The following is a 15,470-nucleotide window of genomic DNA, read 5'->3' as shown; positions in this document are numbered from 1 at the left end:
GCCAATTCCCGTCGCTTCGCGCAGTCGCGCACGACAAAGCGACTACCAGACCGGGAGGCGATTAGTCGACACATTGTTCAGCTTTTCAAGGGCGCGTTGCCATCGCGATGATCTACTGCGTCGTTTGCTTCTTGGCATCGAGTTCGGCCAGTTGAAGATCGACGGCTTCGAGCGCACGCAGCAGCCTGAAGCGCAGCGTACGAAACTGGGTGGCGGCCTCGGCCTGGTTTTCGTTGATGACCAGATCAAGCGCGCGGGAGACCAGCGTATCGATCGGAACGCCAGAGAAGCGGTGTTCGCGAAACTGTGCATCGAGCACGTCATCATCCATGCCGTTCGGACAGGGGTAGACCACGCCGTCAGGATGGCAAAGCGCCGAAAAGTTCAGTTCGGAGAACACGGCGCTTTGGTGTGCCGCCCGGTACACGCGATAGCTCTCCGTGGAGCCAGCGCTGCTGTGTGAGCCAAGCTCGGCGAGGGAACTGCCGAGGAGCGTCTTCAAATTCGCGACCCAGTCAGTCACGTCTTTGGTCGGCTGAGACATCGCATCGGTCCGTAGCGCCTAAATTCGCGCCGACTATCAAATGCTATTTGCGCCAGAGCAAGAGTGAAGCGGGGCATTTTCCCCAATAGCGATCACTTTCGGTGTTGTACGGCCATGAGCTTGTTCTTCGCCTGCGCGCCAAGCCTCGGACGCGGACGTTGCTGCGAACGGCTGACCGCGCATCCGTCCTGGATCTTGATCCAGGCGGAATTATTGAGAACCATGCCGCAGCGCGCCAGTTGCGGCGCGCAGGGGATATCGAGGCACACGATCTGCCCCTGGTCAAAGACCATCTCATTCGCATGGCAGGTCGGACCCGCAGCAATTTGGGGTTCTGCGGCAGCACCGACCGTCATTGCCGCGATGAGCAGGCTCTCGAGCATGCCCTACTATACCACAGCGAATGACGCTCCGTCATATCAAGCCGCTTGCGCGAGGGGGCACATGTCCAACTCGATCACCACCGGCACGTGATCCGAGGGCTTTTCCCAACCTCGGACGTGCTTTTCGATGTCGGACGAGCGCAACCACGCCGCCGCCTCTGGGGAAAGCATCTGGAAATCTATGCGTATGCCGTTGTTCTTCTGCCAGGCGCCCGCCTGATAATCCCAGAAGGAGTAAGCGTCGCGCGCATCGGAAACGGTGCGGAACGCATCGACGAAGCCGAGATTCGCCAGCCGGCGAAGCGCCTCTCGCGATTCGGGCTGGAACAACGCGTCGCCGAGCCAATTCTCGGGATGGCGCGCATCATGCGGCTGGGGAATGACGTTGTAGTCGCCGGCGAGCACGAGGGGTTCTTCGAGCACCAATCGCGCCTGTGCCCAGCGCTCCAGCCGTTCCATCCAGCCGAGCTTGTAAGGAAATTTCTCGGTGCCGATCGGATTGCCGTTCGGCAGATAGAGCGAGACGACCCGCAATGCGCCGCGGTCGGTCGAGAACACACCCTCGATGAACCGCGCCTGCACGTCGTCATCATCACCGGCCAGCCCGCGATTGACCTCGTCGAAACGCAGCTTGGACAGGATCGCGACCCCGTTGAAGCCCTTTTGGCCGTGCGTCTCCACATGATAGCCGAGCGCTTCGATCTCCATGCGCGGGAAGTTCTCGTCGACCGACTTGATCTCCTGCAGGCAGGCGATGTCGGGCTGGCTCTCGTTGAGCCAATGGAGGAGATTGTCGATGCGCGCCTTGACGCCGTTGATGTTCCAGGTCGCGATCTTCATGTCGGTCGGTCAGATCGAAAACGACGTGCCGCAGCCGCACGAGGCGACAGCGTTCGGATTGCGAATCTGGAAGGACTGACCCATCAGATCGTCGACGAAGTCGATCACCGATCCGCCCATGTAGACGAGCGAAATCTCGTCGATCAGCACCTTGGCGCCGTCGCGTGCGATGACGACATCGTCGTCGTTCTGGTTGTCGACGAGGTCGAACGTATAGGAAAACCCCGAGCAACCGCCGCCCTCGACAGCAACGCGCAGGGCCGTCTTGCCCGGTTCGTCGCGCAGGATGCTCGCCACGCGGCGGATCGCGGCGTCGCTCACTTCAACGGATTTCATATCGGTCTTGGCATCCATGCCCATGACGTCACCTTGCGTTCGCATTCCCACCATAGGTATGAAGCCGGCGGGGACAAGTCAACGAAGTGGCAACGGGTGACGGCAGGTGAATACGACCGAGATCGGTTTCGGCTACCGGCCGCGGGCAGCCTATGCAAGCGACCCCGCGCAAACGCGCGGGCGCCTCGTTCTGGAGCCGGAAAGTGCGACGCGCACGCCCTTCCAGCGCGACCGCGACCGCATCATCCATTCCACCGCCTTCCGGCGACTGAAGCACAAGACGCAGGTCTTCATTGCCCATGAGGGCGACCATTTCCGCACGCGGCTGACACATACAATCGAAGTGTCCCAGATCGCCCGCGCTCTGGCGCGTGCACTGCGGCTCGATGAGGACCTCGCCGAAGCCGTCGCGCTCGTCCACGATTTCGGCCACACGCCCTTCGGCCATACCGGCGAAGACGCGCTCAATGAGAAGATGCGTCCCTGGGGCGGCTTCGACCACAATGCGCAGTCGCTGAAGATCGTCAGCGAACTCGAGCGCCGCTACGCGAATTTCGACGGACTCAACCTCTCCTGGGAGACGCTCGAAGGCCTCGTCAAACACAACGGCCCGCTCACCGGCGACATCCCGCCGGCGATCCTCGCCTATAACGACCACCACGATCTCGAACTGGGCCGCCACGCCGGGCTCGAGGCGCAGGCCGCCGCAATCGCCGACGACATCGCCTATGACACGCACGACATCGACGACGGCTTGCGCGCCGGGCTGGTCACGCTCGACATGCTTGAGGAGGTGCCGCTTTGCGCCGAAATCCTGGCCGACGTGCGCAGGCAATACCCCGATCTCGACGCCGTACGCACCGCGCACGAACTGATGCGCCGCCAGATCACTTTGATGGTGGAAGACGTCATCGCGACGGCGAGCGCCAATCTCGAACGGCTCGCGCCGCGCTCTCCCGCTGAAGTGCATACGGCCGGGGTCACGCTGGTCAATTTCTCTGCGTCGATGCGCGAAGCCGAATCCGAACTGAAATCCTTTCTCTACAGCCATTTGTACCGTCATCCTCAGGTGATGCGCGTGCGCGCATCCGCTGACGTCATCGTCCGCGATCTCTTCGACCGCTACATGACCGACGATGCCGCGCTGCCCGAGGACTGGCGCGAGCGCCAAGCCGTCCGCGACGAAGCTGCCCGAGCCCGCCACGTGGCTGATTTCCTGGCCGGCATGACCGACACCTATGCGGTTCGCGAGCACCGGCGCCTGTTTGACCGCACCCCCGATTTGGGCTAGGGCCGCGCCCATGCCGCGCTTGGCTTTGCGCCCGCCTTCCAGAATCTGACGAGATTGGTTTTCGATGAACATCTTCGCCGAATTCAACGCACGTATTGAAAAGATCGTGCAGAGCTTCGACCTGCAGACGGAGACGGGCACGGTCGATCTTTCGCGCGTGACCGTCGAGCCGCCGCGCGATCCGAGCCATGGCGACCTGGCGACCAACGCCGCGATGGTGCTGGCCAAGCCCGCGAAGACCAATCCCCGTGCGCTCGCCGAACGTCTTGCCGAAGCGCTGAAGGCCGATCCCGACGTCGCTGCCGTCGACATCGCCGGACCCGGCTTCGTCAATCTGCGCCTGAACGACACCTTCTGGCAGGCCCGCCTCGGCGAAATCCTCGACGGCGGCACCGATTACGGCCGGTCGACCATCGGCGCCGGTCGCAAGGTCAATGTCGAATACGTCTCGGCCAATCCGACCGGCCCCATGCATGTCGGTCATTGCCGTGGCGCGGTCGTCGGCGACGCGCTCGCCAATCTCCTAGCTTTCGCCGGGCACGCCGTGACCAAGGAGTATTATATCAACGATGCCGGGGCGCAGATCGACGTGCTCGCCCAGTCGGTGATGGTGCGCTACCGCGAGGCGCTGGGCGAGCGGATTGGCGAAATCCCCGCCGGGCTCTATCCGGGCGACTACCTCGTGCCGGTCGGTGAGGCGCTGGCGGCGGAGTTCGGGCATCGCCTTCTGGAGATGCCGTCCGAAGAAGCACTCGCCATCATCAAGGACCGCACGATCGACGCCATGATGGCAATGATCCGCGAGGATCTGGCCGCGCTCAACGTCCATCATGACGTGTTTTTCTCCGAGCGCAGCCTTCATGGCAGCAATGGGGGCGCCATCTTGTCGGCGATCAACGACCTGACGCTCAAGGGCCATGTCTACAAAGGCAAGCTGCCGCCGCCGAAGGGCCAGTTGCCGGACGATTGGGAAGATCGCGAGCAGACGCTTTTCAAATCGACCGCCGTCGGCGACGATATCGACCGGCCGCTGATGAAGTCGGACGGCCAGTTCACCTATTTCGCCGCCGACGTCGCGTACATGAAGGACAAATACCAGCGCGGCTTCGAGGAGCTCGTCTTCATCCTCGGCGCCGACCATGGCGGCTACGTGAAGCGGCTGGAGGCGCTCGCGAAGGCGCTTGCAGGCGACAGACTGAAGGTCACAGTCCTGCTGTGCCAGCTGGTCAAGCTCTTCCGGGGCGGCGAGCCGGTGCGCATGTCAAAGCGGGCAGGGGAGTTCGTCACCCTGCGCGACGTGGTCGACGAGGTCGGCCGTGATGCGATCCGGTTCATGATGCTCTACCGCAAGAGCTCCGAGCCGCTCGATTTCGATTTTGCGAAGGTCACCGAGCAATCGAAGGACAATCCGGTCTTCTATGTGCAGTATGCGTCCGCACGCTGTCACTCTGTGTTCCGCCAGGCCAAGGAGCAGCTCGGCACAAACTGGATCGACGAGGCTGCGATGAAGGCGGCCGCTCACCGTTTGACCGACGAGGGCGAGCTGGCGCTCATCCGCAAGCTGGTCGAGTATCCCCGGGTGATCGAATCTGCCGCTCTAGCCCAGGAGCCGCATCGACTGGCATTCTACCTCTACGACCTTGCCAGTGCCTTCCACGGTCACTGGAACCGTGGAACGGACAACAACGACTTACGCTTTATTAAGGTTAACGACCCAGAATTGACGCGTGCCAGGCTCGGAATGGTGCAGGCGGTGTCCAACGTTCTTTCTTCGGGGCTCGCGCTGGTTGGAGCGGATGCTCCCTCCGAAATGCGCTGATTGCCTCAAGGGAAAGTGTCACCTTTTGCCCACATTGCCTTGGTAGCGGCCAAGATCCATTGAGACGTCGCCGGCGTCCGACCGAGTGCGAGTGCGGGAAAAAGCATGGCAGACAATCCTTTCAAGCGCCCCGACGAGTCCGGTTTTCTGGACAATGATCCCTTTGCCGAGTTGATGCGCATGGCAGACGCGCCGCGCCCGGCCACGCAGGAACCGTCACGCTCGGCCAACGAGAGCTTCGATATCGATCTGGAGCGCGAGCTTCTGGGCGATTTCGACGAGCCGGACGCAGGACCGGTCGCCAGCTCGATCGCCGATCATTGGTCGCGCGAGCCGGAATATGAGCCGGCGGCCGCGGAAGCTGAGTCCGAACCGTCGATCCATGAACCTTCATATGTCGAGCCCGAGTACGCTGGGTCCGGAGATGAGGCGGCGCTGGACGAGTTCGACATGGCTTTCGAGCTCGACATGTCCGACGAGGGGCCACATCTGCCTTTGTCGACTGCTGACACGCAGGTGGAACAAAGCGTTGTGTTCGACGCGGAGGACGATGTTCCCGAAGATTTCGACGTCCGCTCGCACGCGCTCTTCCAATCCGTGCCGGAGATCGCGGACCAGCCCGAAAGTGCCGGTGATCCGGTTGTGACCAATCCGGTATCGGACGAGTTGGACGAGGCCTTTGCGGACTTCGACCTGGCTGCTGATCTGCAATCTGAGATCGCCGCCGAGCCTCAGCTTGTCGCCGATCCCATCTCCTTCGACGAATTGAACACCGAGCTCGGGCAGTTCTCCGAACCGGCGCCGCACCGTTCCGAAATCTGGAGTTCGGGAGTCGAAGCCGTCTCGGACGATGACCTCGATCTCGCGTTCGACGCCGAACTGGAAGTTGCCGAGGACATGGCGGCCGAGCCGGTTGCTGCCACAGGCGACGAATGGCGCTTCGATGAACCGACGGCACATGAGGACGTTGCCGCCGAGCACGAGGTGCAGGACGAGCGCTTTGTCGACGAACTCACGCATTTTGCAGAGACCGACGCCGCTGAAACAGCGCCGACATTCGCTCATGATGACGTGCTGCAGGCCGGTCCCGCCGCCGACCATGAGCAGCAGACCGAATATGCGCAGGAGCCGGAAGCAAGTCTCGCATGGACGCCGCTCGAACTGCAGGCTGAAGGCCCGGTCGAATCCGTGGCGGCGCATGTCGAGCCGCAGCTCTCTTCACCGTTCGAGCCGCAATTGCGCCGCGAGATCGCAGATGATGACGACGTCCTGAACGACATTGAGAGCTGGCTGGGCGCCGACTACGAGCCGTCAGCGCCGGCGGCCGCCGCCGCATCCGTGACGACCAGACCGGTTTTCACCGCCGTCGACCCGGCACCCGTCGCGGTCGCGCCGGAAACATCGGCGCCTGCCGCTGTAGAATCCGAAACCCTCAGCCTGGAAGATGAACTCAGCGCATTGCTCGGCGACGACGTAGCCCTGCAGGTGCCGGCACGCGAAGAGGTCATCGATTGGCATGAACCAACGCCCTATGAGGCCGGGGACGCGCAGCCCGTCGTCACGAACGCATCGCCAGTGGAAAGCGAAGAAATCGAAATCGCGCTGGACTTCGATTTCGACGAACCCGACTTGGAGCAGGAGTACGCACCTCAGCCCACTGCGTGGCAAGAGGCCGACGAATATGGCTGGGATGGCGGGCAGGAAGCCACTGCATTCGAGGTCGAAACCTCTGACCAAGACGATTTCGACGCTGCTGCATTCTCTGCATCGCGGCCGTCCTCTGACAATCTTGTCGAAGAACCCGTGGCACCGAAGAAGTCGGGTCCGCTCGCCATGTTGGCCGCGCTGGCGCCCGCCGCTATAGCCCGCTTTGGCGGGGGCGAGCGTTCAAGTGTCGCCCGTTCCACGGAGGCAGCACAGCCCGCCACGCCACTCTTCGGCCTGGCGCGCGCCAACAGGCCCGTTCCGCCGGAAATCGAGACCGTCGATGTGGAAGACCAGCCGGTCGCTCTCGCGGACGATCTCGATATTCCTGACCTGACCGAGCCGGAAGACGTCGCACCGCTGTTTTCGCCGGACGATCTGGAAGCTGAACTCGATGTGGCCTTCGGCAGCTTGGCGACGGAAGAGGAGTTGCCCGCTCCGCAGCAGCAGGCCGCGTCTGCCCAAGCTCTCGAGCAACCGCCCCTTCAGGGCTATTTCGCCGATGGCGACTATGCCTATACGCCACAGGAGGGCGCGGGCGGCAGCGAGTTTGGCGACGTCGAATTCGACGACGACGCCGACGACGACGACTTCGACGCGCGCCAATCCGCGCCGAAGGACGGCATGCGCCGCAAGTACTTCATTTTGGGTGGTGTGGCAGCGATCGCAATCATCGGTGGCCTCGGCTATTTCGTTTCAGGCGGGCCGGCCGGCGACGGAGCGCCAGCCATCGTGCGGGCCGATCCCGAGCCGGTTCGCGTGCGGCCGGAAAATCGCGGCGGTGTCACAGTGCCGAACCAGAACAGCCAGGCCTACCGCCGGGCGACCGGAGCCTCGGGCGAGCCCGGCGGCGGCCAGGAGCAGCTCGTCACGTCTGTCGAGGAGCCGATGGATGTCCGCGCAGCCGTCGCTCCATCCGAGCCGATGGACGATTTCCCGCTGGTCGGCATGGAAGAAATCCCGATGCTCGGCGAAGCCGAGGCGAACGAGATGCTGGCTTCGGTGAAAAGCGACGAACGCCTTGGCAGCGTCGAGGACATCATCGAAGAGGACAGCATCGAGATCGCGCCGCGCCGCGTGCGCACAATGGTCGTTCGGCCCGATGGAACGCTCGTTCCGCGTGACGAAGTTCCGCTCGCCGCAACCCGCGCCGAACTGGAAGCGACGACTGTCGCCGCCGCAAGCGGGCAGGGAACGGCTGTGCCGCTGGTGCAGGATGCCCAGCCGATCGGCACCCTCGTTCCGCAAAGCGAAGTCCTCGCCGACGATCCAGTCATGCCCGACACGGTTGGCGTTGTTCCCTCGCGTCCTCAGCCTTCGGCCGCGCCCGTCAGCCAGCCAGCGCCGGTTCAAGTTGCCGCTGCAGAGGCGCCTGCGGCGCAGGCGCCTGTCGCGCAAAGCGCTTCCGCCGCGCCGGCTGTCGGCGAGTGGTCGATGCAGATCGCCTCGCAGCCAACCGCCGAAGGCGCGCAAAGCGCCTATCAGGACCTCGCCCGCCGCTACGGCTCGGTTCTGGAAGGCAAGGGCGTCAACATCGTGCGCGCCGACATCGAGGGCATGGGTACGTTCTACCGGGTGCGCATTCCGGCCGCGACGCGCGACGAGGCCATCAACCTTTGCGAAAGCTTCAAAGGTGCTGGCGGCAACTGCTTCGTATCGCGATAAAACCACCAAGGCCGGGCCATTGCCCGGCCTTCTGGTTTCACGGGCCGATTGACGGCCGAAAACTCCGTGCCATGGTTGAGAAATGACCGATTCGAAAGCGCTTATCCTGGGTGCCTCGGGCCCCGTTCTGACGCCGCAGGAGCGTGCCTTCTTCAAGGGCGAAGCGCCGTGGGCGTTCATCCTGTTTGCCCGCAATCTGGCGGAGCCGGAGCAGATCCGAGATCTCGTCGCCGATCTGCGCGATTGCGTCGGTCGTTCCGATGCGGCGATTTTCATCGACCAGGAAGGCGGGCGGGTCCAGCGCCTGCGTCCGCCGCTTGCCGGCCACTATCCGCCAGCCGAGATTCTCGGCCGAATCCACGCGTCCGATCCGCAGGCCGGCATCCGCGCATCATGGCTGATGTCGCGCCTCCATGCGCTCGATCTGATGCAGTACGGCATCAATGCAGATTGCCTCCCTGTCCTCGACGTTCCCATCGAAGGATCGCATGACGTAATCGGCGATCGCGCCTATGCGCGTGACCCTCGGGCCGTCGCGGTCCTCGGTCGGGCGGCGGCGGAAGGGCTTCTAGCCGGCGGCGTGATGCCCGTCATCAAGCATATTCCCGGCCATGGCCGGGCCTTCTCAGACAGCCACCATGCGCTGCCGGTCGTTGACGCGTCGTTGGACGAGTTGCGCCATCATGATTTCGTGCCGTTCCAGGCGCTGCAGGACGCGCCCGCCGCGATGACGGCCCACGTCGTCTATACAGCTATCGATGCCGAGAATCCTGCGACGACATCGCCCCGCGCGATTCGCGACTTCATTCGCGGCGAGATAGGCTTCGATGGCCTCCTGATGAGCGACGATCTTTCGATGAAGGCGCTTTCTGGGGATTTCGCCACGCGGACGCAGTCGTCACTTGCCGCAGGCTGCGACGTCGTTCTTCACTGCAACGGCGTGATGGACGAGATGGTAGCGGTCGCTTCGGCGGCGCCGGTTCTTTCGGGGGAGGCGAAACAACGCGCAGCGCGCGCCATGGCGGCCATCGCAAATGGCGGGCACGAAGACGGGAATGCGCTGCGCCGCGAGTTTGAGGATTTGCTCGCGCCCGCAGCCTAGAAGGACGAGATTGGCCAAAGAGACGCCGACAGCGGCCCCGACGCTTCCCCTGGACGAATTCTGGGACGAGAGCGGTCGTGCCGCCTCCGATCCCGCGCTGGTCGTTGATGTCGATGGATTTGAAGGTCCCCTCGACCTTCTCCTGCACCTTGCGCGTGGCCAGAAGGTCGATCTCGCCCGCATCTCGGTCCTGGCCCTTGCCGAACAGTATCTGACATTCATCGAGCGCGCGCGGCATCTGCGCATCGAGCTTGCGGCCGACTATCTCGTGATGGCGGCCTGGCTCGCCTTCCTGAAGTCCAAGCTTCTGATTCCGCACAAGAAAACCGACGATGGCCAGAGCGGTGACGAGCTGGCGGCCGTGCTGCAGTATCGTCTGCGCCGGCTCGAAGCCATGCGCGAGGCCGGGAACCGGCTGATGAACCGCGATCATCTTGGCCGCGACGTCTTTGCCCGCGGCATGCCTGAGCCGATCGCGATCCGCCGCGAAAGCACCTACACAGCCTCGCTCTACGATCTCCTCATCGCTTACGCCTCCCAACGCCAGCGGGCGGCGGTGACAAGCGTGCAAATCGCAAAGCGTGGCGTCTGGTCCTTGAAGGACGCGCGCGAACTCCTGACGCGGCTGATGGGCAGTTTCACCGAGTGGACAGCGCTCGACCGCTTCCTGATCGATTATGTCGTCGCACCGGAGGAGCGTGCCAGCGCGATCGCGAGTTCGTTTGCGGCGACGTTGGAACTCGTCCGCGAAGGACAGTTTCAAGTTCGTCAGGAGGGCGCTTTCGCACCGCTCTATCTGAAGTCGAAGAGTGCCTGAGATGGACCAGAACGCCGGAAAAGTCATCGCATTCTTGGGGCAGACGAGTTCGAAATCGCCCGATCCGGACCTTTTTGGAGCCATCCGGATGGCTGAAGCGCTCATTTTTGCCTCGTCTGAGCCGGTTTCAGCCCGTTATTTGATGGATAGACTTCCCGCTGATGTCGATATCGCAACTGTCCTGACCGAACTTCAAAAGCTCTACTCCTCGCGTGGCGTGAACCTGATCCGGGTCGGTGAAGGTTGGGCCTTCCGCACCGCATCCGACCTGTCCTTCCTGCTCGCCCGCGATCAGATTCAGCAGAAGAAACTCTCCCGCGCCGCGCTCGAGGTTCTCGCCATCATCGCTTACCACCAGCCGGTCACCCGGGCGGAAATGGAGGATATCCGAGGCGTGGAGACGGCCAAGGGTACGCTCGACGCGCTGCTCGAGACAGGCTGGGTTCGGATGCGCGGGCGGCGCAAGACACCGGGCCGGCCCGTCACCTACGGAACGACGGAAGCGTTCCTCGACCATTTCGGCCTTGGCGAGATCCGGGATCTGCCTGGCATGGACGAGTTGCGCGGGGCAGGGCTCTTGTCGGCGCGGCTGCCGGCCAATCTCCACATTCCGCAGCCGCCTGCCGACCCCGGCATCTATGGTGAGGACGAGGAGCCGCTCACCGACTTAGATCTGGAGGAACTCGGCCTGTTGACACCCAAGGTCGAGGATGATTGACGCGGAGCGCCGCAGGTCGCGGCGTCGGAGGTCAAGTGACTGAAACGAGCGAACGCAGGCAGGACGGACGGGTCACGACCGCAGGCGTGGCGTTTGCGTCGCGGCTCTCCTTCGAGAACATCTCGCATTCCTTCAATTCGCATGCCGAGACGCTGCGGAACGTCTCGCTTTCGGCTGAGCCCGGCGAGGTCCTGTGCCTTCTTGGCCCGTCAGGTTCCGGCAAGACGACGCTCTTGCGCATCGCAGCCGGGATCGAGACGCAGCGAAGCGGCCGGGTCCTTCTGAACGACCGCGAAATTTCCGGCCCAAACGTCTTCGTTCCGCCCGAAAGCCGCTCGATCGGCCTCGTTTTTCAGGATTTTGCGCTCTTTCCGCACCTGACGATCCTCGAAAACGTGAAGTTCGGATTGACCGCACTGTCGCGGGAGGAAGCCAAGCGCGAGGCGTTGATTTCGCTCGGACGCGTCGGGCTCGACGCCTATGCAAATTCCTACCCGCACGTCCTTTCTGGGGGCGAGCAGCAGCGCGTGGCGCTCGCCCGCGCGATTGCGCCACGCCCCGGCGTGCTCCTGATGGACGAACCGTTCTCCGGCCTCGATTCGCGCCTCAAGGACCAGGTTCGGGCCGAAACGCTTGGGATCCTGCGCCAAAGCCGCTCGACCGCCGTCGTGGTTACCCATGACGCCGAGGAGGCGATGCGGATGGGCGACCGGATCGCGCTCCTGAGGAACGGTGAACTCATACAGACCGGAACGGCGGAAGAACTCTTCAATTCGCCCGTCAGTCTTTTCGCGGCGGGGTTCTTCTCCGAATTGAATATTTTCGATGGCCGCGCGTTATCAGGGCGGGTCGAGACGCCCATCGGCATTTTCGACGCAAACGGCATTCAAGATGGCCAGGCCGTCTCGGTTGCGACGCGGCTTTCGGCATTCGATGTGTCGGAAAGCGTTGGCGAAATCCCGGCACGGGTGGTATCACGCCGTTTCCTTGGGGTGGTGGAAATGCTGGAACTTGCGGTTCAAGGGGCAGAGCGACACGTGCGGGCGCGCATCCGCTGCGGCGCATTGGCCCGGACGAGCCGGGACGTCTGGCTAAACGTCAGAAAGTCTGATGTTCTCGTGTTTGAAAGCCGTTCCGAAAACGCATAAGTCAAGAACGAACGAATTGTTCGAAAGAGAGTGATCATGGGTAGCTTCTCGATTTGGCACTGGCTCATCGTGCTTGTCGTCGTCCTTCTCCTGTTCGGCCGGGGCAAGATTCCCGAGTTGATGGGTGACATGGCCAAGGGCATCAAGAGCTTCAAGAAGGGCATGGCCGACGACGAGGACGTTGGAACCAAGACGCTCGATCACCGTGCCGACGAGCCGATGGCGCCGACGGGCAAGGACAAGGTCGGGAAGACGTCGTCCTGATCGCGCAAGGCCGCATTGCCTGACGCGGACATGAATGATGATCGATCTTAGCTGGTCCGAAATTCTCGTAGTCGCGATCGTCCTGATCGTGGTCGTGGGCCCAAAGGATTTGCCGCGCCTCCTGCGCTCCTTCGGCAAGACCATGTCGACGGTGCGATCGATGGCGGGTGATTTCCGCAAGCAGTTCGACGAGGCGATCAAGGAAGCCGACCTCAAGGATCTGAAATCGCTTGCCGACGATGCGCGCAAGCTCAATCCGGCGTCCGAAATCAGGAAGGCGCTGAACCCGATGGAGCAGGCGGCAAAGGACGTGCGGTCCGGGCTCGACAAGGCGATGACGCCTGCGACGCCGATCTCCGCCGAAAAACCGTCCTCGACGCCGCAGCCCGCCGCACCGCAAAAGGCCGGCGCGACGGCAATGCCCGAGGCGATGACCAAGGCTCCTTCGGTTGCGACGCCTGCCCCGGCAGAGGCACCGGTCAAGGCGGCGCGTCCTGCGAAGGCGTCGGCCGCCAAGGCCGCCGCGAAGGGGAATGGCACAGCCGCCCCCACGAAGGCTGCAACGGCCAAGCCGGTCGCGAAGACGAAGCCGGCGACGAAAGCAGCCAAGACGAGCACGGCCAAGGCGAAGGCAGACAAGTGACCAAGAATGACGACGATATCGAGTCCAGCTCCGCGCCGCTGCTCGATCACCTGATCGAACTGCGCTCGCGGTTGATCCGGGCGCTGATCGGCTTCTTCGTCGCGTTTCTCCTGTGCTTCTTCTTCGCTCGCGAACTTTTCAACCTTCTGGTCATTCCTTTCCAATGGGCGACGGAGTGGGCGGGGCTCGACCCCAAGAGCGTCGATCTCATCTACACCGCGCCGCAGGAATTTTTCTTCACACAGATCAAGCTCGGCATGTTCGGGGGCATGGTGCTGGCCTTTCCGTTGATCGCCAACCAGATCTACAAGTTCGTCGCGCCGGGCCTCTACAAGAACGAGCGCGCGGCCTTCCTACCGTTCCTGATCGCATCTCCGATCCTCTTTCTGATGGGCGCGGCGCTGGTCTATTTCTTCTTCACGCCGATGGTCATGTGGTTCTTCCTGTCGATGCAGCAGGTGGGTCCCGACCAGGAAATCCAGATCTCGCTCCTGCCGCGCGTTTCGGAGTATCTCAGCCTCATCATGACGCTGATCTTCGCGTTCGGCCTGGTGTTCCAGCTTCCCGTCGTGACGACGCTGATGGCCCGGGTCGGCATGGTCACGGCTGCCGGCCTGGCGGACAAGCGCAAGTACATGATTGTCGCCGCGTTCGTGGTCGCGGCCGTCATCACGCCGCCCGATCCGGTCAGCCAGATCGGTCTTGCGCTGCCAACGATCCTTCTCTACGAGGTCTCAATCTGGATTGCCCGCAGGCTCGAACGCAATCGCGAACGGGAGCGCATCGCCCGCGAGGAAGCGGAGGCTGCGTCGTCGAAGGTCTAGGCGCTCGCCGGGCCGTCATCGTTCGGTCGCGGCAGTCCCTGAAATATCACCGGGACGCTCTGCCAATGCTCGACATCAAATGGATTCGCGAACAGCCTGAAGCGCTTGCCGCCGCTCTCGTGAAGCGCGGATGGACGAAGGACGAGGCTGCCGCCAAGGTCGAGGAAATCATCGGCCACGACGAAGCGCGCCGCGCCCATCTCGTCGCGCTGCAGGAAAGGCAGGAGCGTCGAAACGCCGCCTCGAAGGAAATCGGCAATGCGATGCGCTCCGGCGACATGGATCTTGCCGAGCGGCTGAAGGCCGAAGTCGCCGACATCAAAGCATTCGTCCAGAACGGCGAGGCAATCGAGCGCGATCTCGACCGCAAAATGACCGATGCGCTGGCCGTGCTGCCCAATATCCCCCTGGATGACGTTCCGATTGGCAAGGACGAGAACGACAATGTCGAGGTGCGCCGGCTCGGCGAGCCGAAGCCGAAAACCAACTGGACACGCGAGCATTTCGAGATCGGCGAGGCGCTCGGCGAGATGGATTTCGAGCGCGCCGCCAGGCTTTCGGGTTCGCGCTTTACGGTGCTGTCCGGCCAGATCGCGCGGCTGGAACGCGCGCTCGGCCAGTTCATGCTCGACCTCCATACGAGCGAGCATGGCTATACCGAAATGCAGGTGCCGCTGCTGGTCCGCGACGAGGCGCTGTTTGGAACGAACCAGCTTCCGAAATTTGAGGAAGACCTCTTTTTCGCCAAGCACGGCGAAGGCAGGCTCGGCCTCATTCCCACGGCCGAAGTGTCCCTGACCAATATGGTGCGCGAGGAAATCGTCGCGAACGACCGCCTGCCGCTGCGCATGACTGCGCTGACCCCGTGCTTCCGTTCGGAAGCCGGCTCCGCCGGGCGCGACACGCGGGGCATGCTGCGCCAGCACCAGTTCTACAAGGTCGAGCTCGTGTCGATTACCGCACCGGACGAGTCGATCGCCGAGCACGAGCGGATGACGGCCTGTGCCGAGGAGGTGCTGAAGCGTCTCGACCTCCCATTCCGCACGGTCACCCTTTGCACCGGCGACATGGGCTTTGGCGCCCGCAAGACCTACGACATCGAGGTCTGGCTGCCCGGCCAGAATGCCTATCGCGAAATCTCGTCCTGCTCGGTCTGCGGCGCCTTCCAGGCGCGGCGCATGAATGCGCGCTTCCGCCGGGCGGACGGCAAGGGCACCGGCTTCGTTCATACGCTGAACGGTTCGGGGACGGCGGTCGGCCGCGCACTGATCGCGGTCATGGAAAATTACCAGAACGAGGACGGCAGCGTCACCGTCCCGCAAGCCTTGCGGTCCTATATGGGCGGGCTGGAGAAGATCGGCGTCAAATAGGA

General features: G+C 63.1%; 15 protein-coding genes. 11 read left to right on the top strand and 4 right to left on the bottom strand.

Annotated features, from left to right (window positions below; all coding sequences use genetic code 11):
• Nucleotides 1–112: 112 nt before the first annotated feature.
• The 4 genes from GTK01_RS01570 to erpA all read right to left on the bottom strand — a co-directional run bounded on the left by GTK01_RS01570 (nt 113) and on the right by erpA (nt 2,127).
• Nucleotides 113–544, bottom strand: a complete 432-nt coding sequence (locus GTK01_RS01570) for a hypothetical protein (RefSeq protein ID WP_252924092.1) — start codon at nt 542–544, stop codon at nt 113–115.
• Nucleotides 545–636: 92 nt separating this feature from the next.
• Nucleotides 637–927, bottom strand: coding sequence for a hypothetical protein (locus tag GTK01_RS01565; RefSeq protein ID WP_252924091.1), 291 nt, complete (start codon nt 925–927; stop codon nt 637–639).
• Nucleotides 928–963: 36 nt separating this feature from the next.
• Nucleotides 964–1,767, bottom strand: coding sequence for an exodeoxyribonuclease III (gene xth / locus GTK01_RS01560; RefSeq protein WP_252924089.1), 804 nt, complete (start codon nt 1,765–1,767; stop codon nt 964–966).
• Between the two features lie 9 nt (nt 1,768–1,776).
• Nucleotides 1,777–2,127, bottom strand: coding sequence for an iron-sulfur cluster insertion protein ErpA (erpA, locus tag GTK01_RS01555; RefSeq protein WP_252924088.1), 351 nt, complete (start codon nt 2,125–2,127; stop codon nt 1,777–1,779).
• 82 nt (nt 2,128–2,209) lie between these two features.
• On the opposite strand from erpA, the gene GTK01_RS01550 reads away from it, so the two are divergent.
• From GTK01_RS01550 to serS, 11 genes are all read left to right on the top strand, one after another.
• Nucleotides 2,210–3,394 (top strand): deoxyguanosinetriphosphate triphosphohydrolase, encoded by a 1,185-nt coding sequence (locus GTK01_RS01550; protein ID WP_252924087.1) that lies wholly within the window; start codon nt 2,210–2,212, stop codon nt 3,392–3,394.
• Between the two features lie 64 nt (nt 3,395–3,458).
• Nucleotides 3,459–5,213 carry an arginine--tRNA ligase gene (gene argS, locus GTK01_RS01545; protein WP_252924086.1) on the top strand — a complete coding sequence of 585 codons (1,755 nt, stop codon included), beginning with the start codon at nt 3,459–3,461 and terminating at the stop codon, nt 5,211–5,213.
• Nucleotides 5,214–5,318: 105 nt separating this feature from the next.
• Entirely contained in the window at nt 5,319–8,582 is a 3,264-nt protein-coding gene (locus GTK01_RS01540) for an SPOR domain-containing protein (protein ID WP_252924085.1), read from the top strand.
• Between the two features lie 82 nt (nt 8,583–8,664).
• Complete coding sequence (nagZ, locus tag GTK01_RS01535) at nt 8,665–9,684, top strand: beta-N-acetylhexosaminidase (RefSeq protein ID WP_252924084.1); 1,020 nt, start codon at nt 8,665–8,667, stop codon at nt 9,682–9,684.
• Between the two features lie 10 nt (nt 9,685–9,694).
• Nucleotides 9,695–10,501 (top strand): ScpA family protein, encoded by an 807-nt coding sequence (locus GTK01_RS01530; RefSeq protein WP_371924237.1) that lies wholly within the window; start codon nt 9,695–9,697, stop codon nt 10,499–10,501.
• 1 nt (nt 10,502) lies between these two features.
• Nucleotides 10,503–11,219, top strand: coding sequence for an SMC-Scp complex subunit ScpB (scpB, locus tag GTK01_RS01525; protein WP_252924083.1), 717 nt, complete (start codon nt 10,503–10,505; stop codon nt 11,217–11,219).
• Between the two features lie 35 nt (nt 11,220–11,254).
• Nucleotides 11,255–12,367: an ATP-binding cassette domain-containing protein gene (locus GTK01_RS01520; RefSeq protein WP_252924082.1), complete on the top strand. Its 1,113-nt coding sequence runs from the start codon at nt 11,255–11,257 to the stop codon at nt 12,365–12,367.
• 36 nt (nt 12,368–12,403) lie between these two features.
• Nucleotides 12,404–12,631: a twin-arginine translocase TatA/TatE family subunit gene (locus GTK01_RS01515; RefSeq protein WP_024585633.1), complete on the top strand. Its 228-nt coding sequence runs from the start codon at nt 12,404–12,406 to the stop codon at nt 12,629–12,631.
• 37 nt (nt 12,632–12,668) lie between these two features.
• The gene (tatB, locus tag GTK01_RS21015) at nt 12,669–13,274 is read left to right on the top strand and encodes a Sec-independent protein translocase protein TatB (RefSeq protein ID WP_305883879.1); all 606 of its coding nucleotides are present in this window, start codon (nt 12,669–12,671) and stop codon (nt 13,272–13,274) included.
• A complete protein-coding gene (tatC, locus tag GTK01_RS01505) occupies nt 13,271–14,098 on the top strand; it encodes a twin-arginine translocase subunit TatC (RefSeq protein WP_252924080.1) in 828 nt (275 codons plus the stop codon). Before tatB ends, tatC begins: the two co-directional genes overlap by 4 nt.
• A gap of 65 nt (nt 14,099–14,163) precedes the next feature.
• The gene (gene serS, locus GTK01_RS01500; RefSeq protein WP_252924078.1) at nt 14,164–15,468 is read left to right on the top strand and encodes a serine--tRNA ligase; all 1,305 of its coding nucleotides are present in this window, start codon (nt 14,164–14,166) and stop codon (nt 15,466–15,468) included.
• The last annotated feature ends 2 nt before the right edge of the window (nt 15,469–15,470 follow it).

Origin of the sequence: Aliihoeflea sp. 40Bstr573 (assembly GCF_024105655.1) — a bacterium.
Taxonomy (GTDB): Bacteria; Pseudomonadota; Alphaproteobacteria; order Rhizobiales; family Rhizobiaceae; genus Aliihoeflea.
This window is presented reverse-complemented; position numbering and strand designations above follow the sequence as displayed.

Coding starts and splice junctions, on each gene's coding strand:
- nagZ (WP_252924084.1), top strand. CDS start 8,665: ATGACCGATTCGAAAGCGCTTATCCTGGGTGCCTCGGGCCCCGTTCTG.
- erpA (WP_252924088.1), bottom strand. CDS start 2,127: ATGGGCATGGATGCCAAGACCGATATGAAATCCGTTGAAGTGAGCGAC.
- scpB (WP_252924083.1), top strand. CDS start 10,503: ATGGACCAGAACGCCGGAAAAGTCATCGCATTCTTGGGGCAGACGAGT.
- serS (WP_252924078.1), top strand. CDS start 14,164: ATGCTCGACATCAAATGGATTCGCGAACAGCCTGAAGCGCTTGCCGCC.
- GTK01_RS01565 (WP_252924091.1), bottom strand. CDS start 927: ATGCTCGAGAGCCTGCTCATCGCGGCAATGACGGTCGGTGCTGCCGCA.
- GTK01_RS01540 (WP_252924085.1), top strand. CDS start 5,319: ATGGCAGACAATCCTTTCAAGCGCCCCGACGAGTCCGGTTTTCTGGAC.
- GTK01_RS01515 (WP_024585633.1), top strand. CDS start 12,404: ATGGGTAGCTTCTCGATTTGGCACTGGCTCATCGTGCTTGTCGTCGTC.
- xth (WP_252924089.1), bottom strand. CDS start 1,767: ATGAAGATCGCGACCTGGAACATCAACGGCGTCAAGGCGCGCATCGAC.
- GTK01_RS01570 (WP_252924092.1), bottom strand. CDS start 544: ATGTCTCAGCCGACCAAAGACGTGACTGACTGGGTCGCGAATTTGAAG.
- argS (WP_252924086.1), top strand. CDS start 3,459: ATGAACATCTTCGCCGAATTCAACGCACGTATTGAAAAGATCGTGCAG.
- tatB (WP_305883879.1), top strand. CDS start 12,669: ATGATCGATCTTAGCTGGTCCGAAATTCTCGTAGTCGCGATCGTCCTG.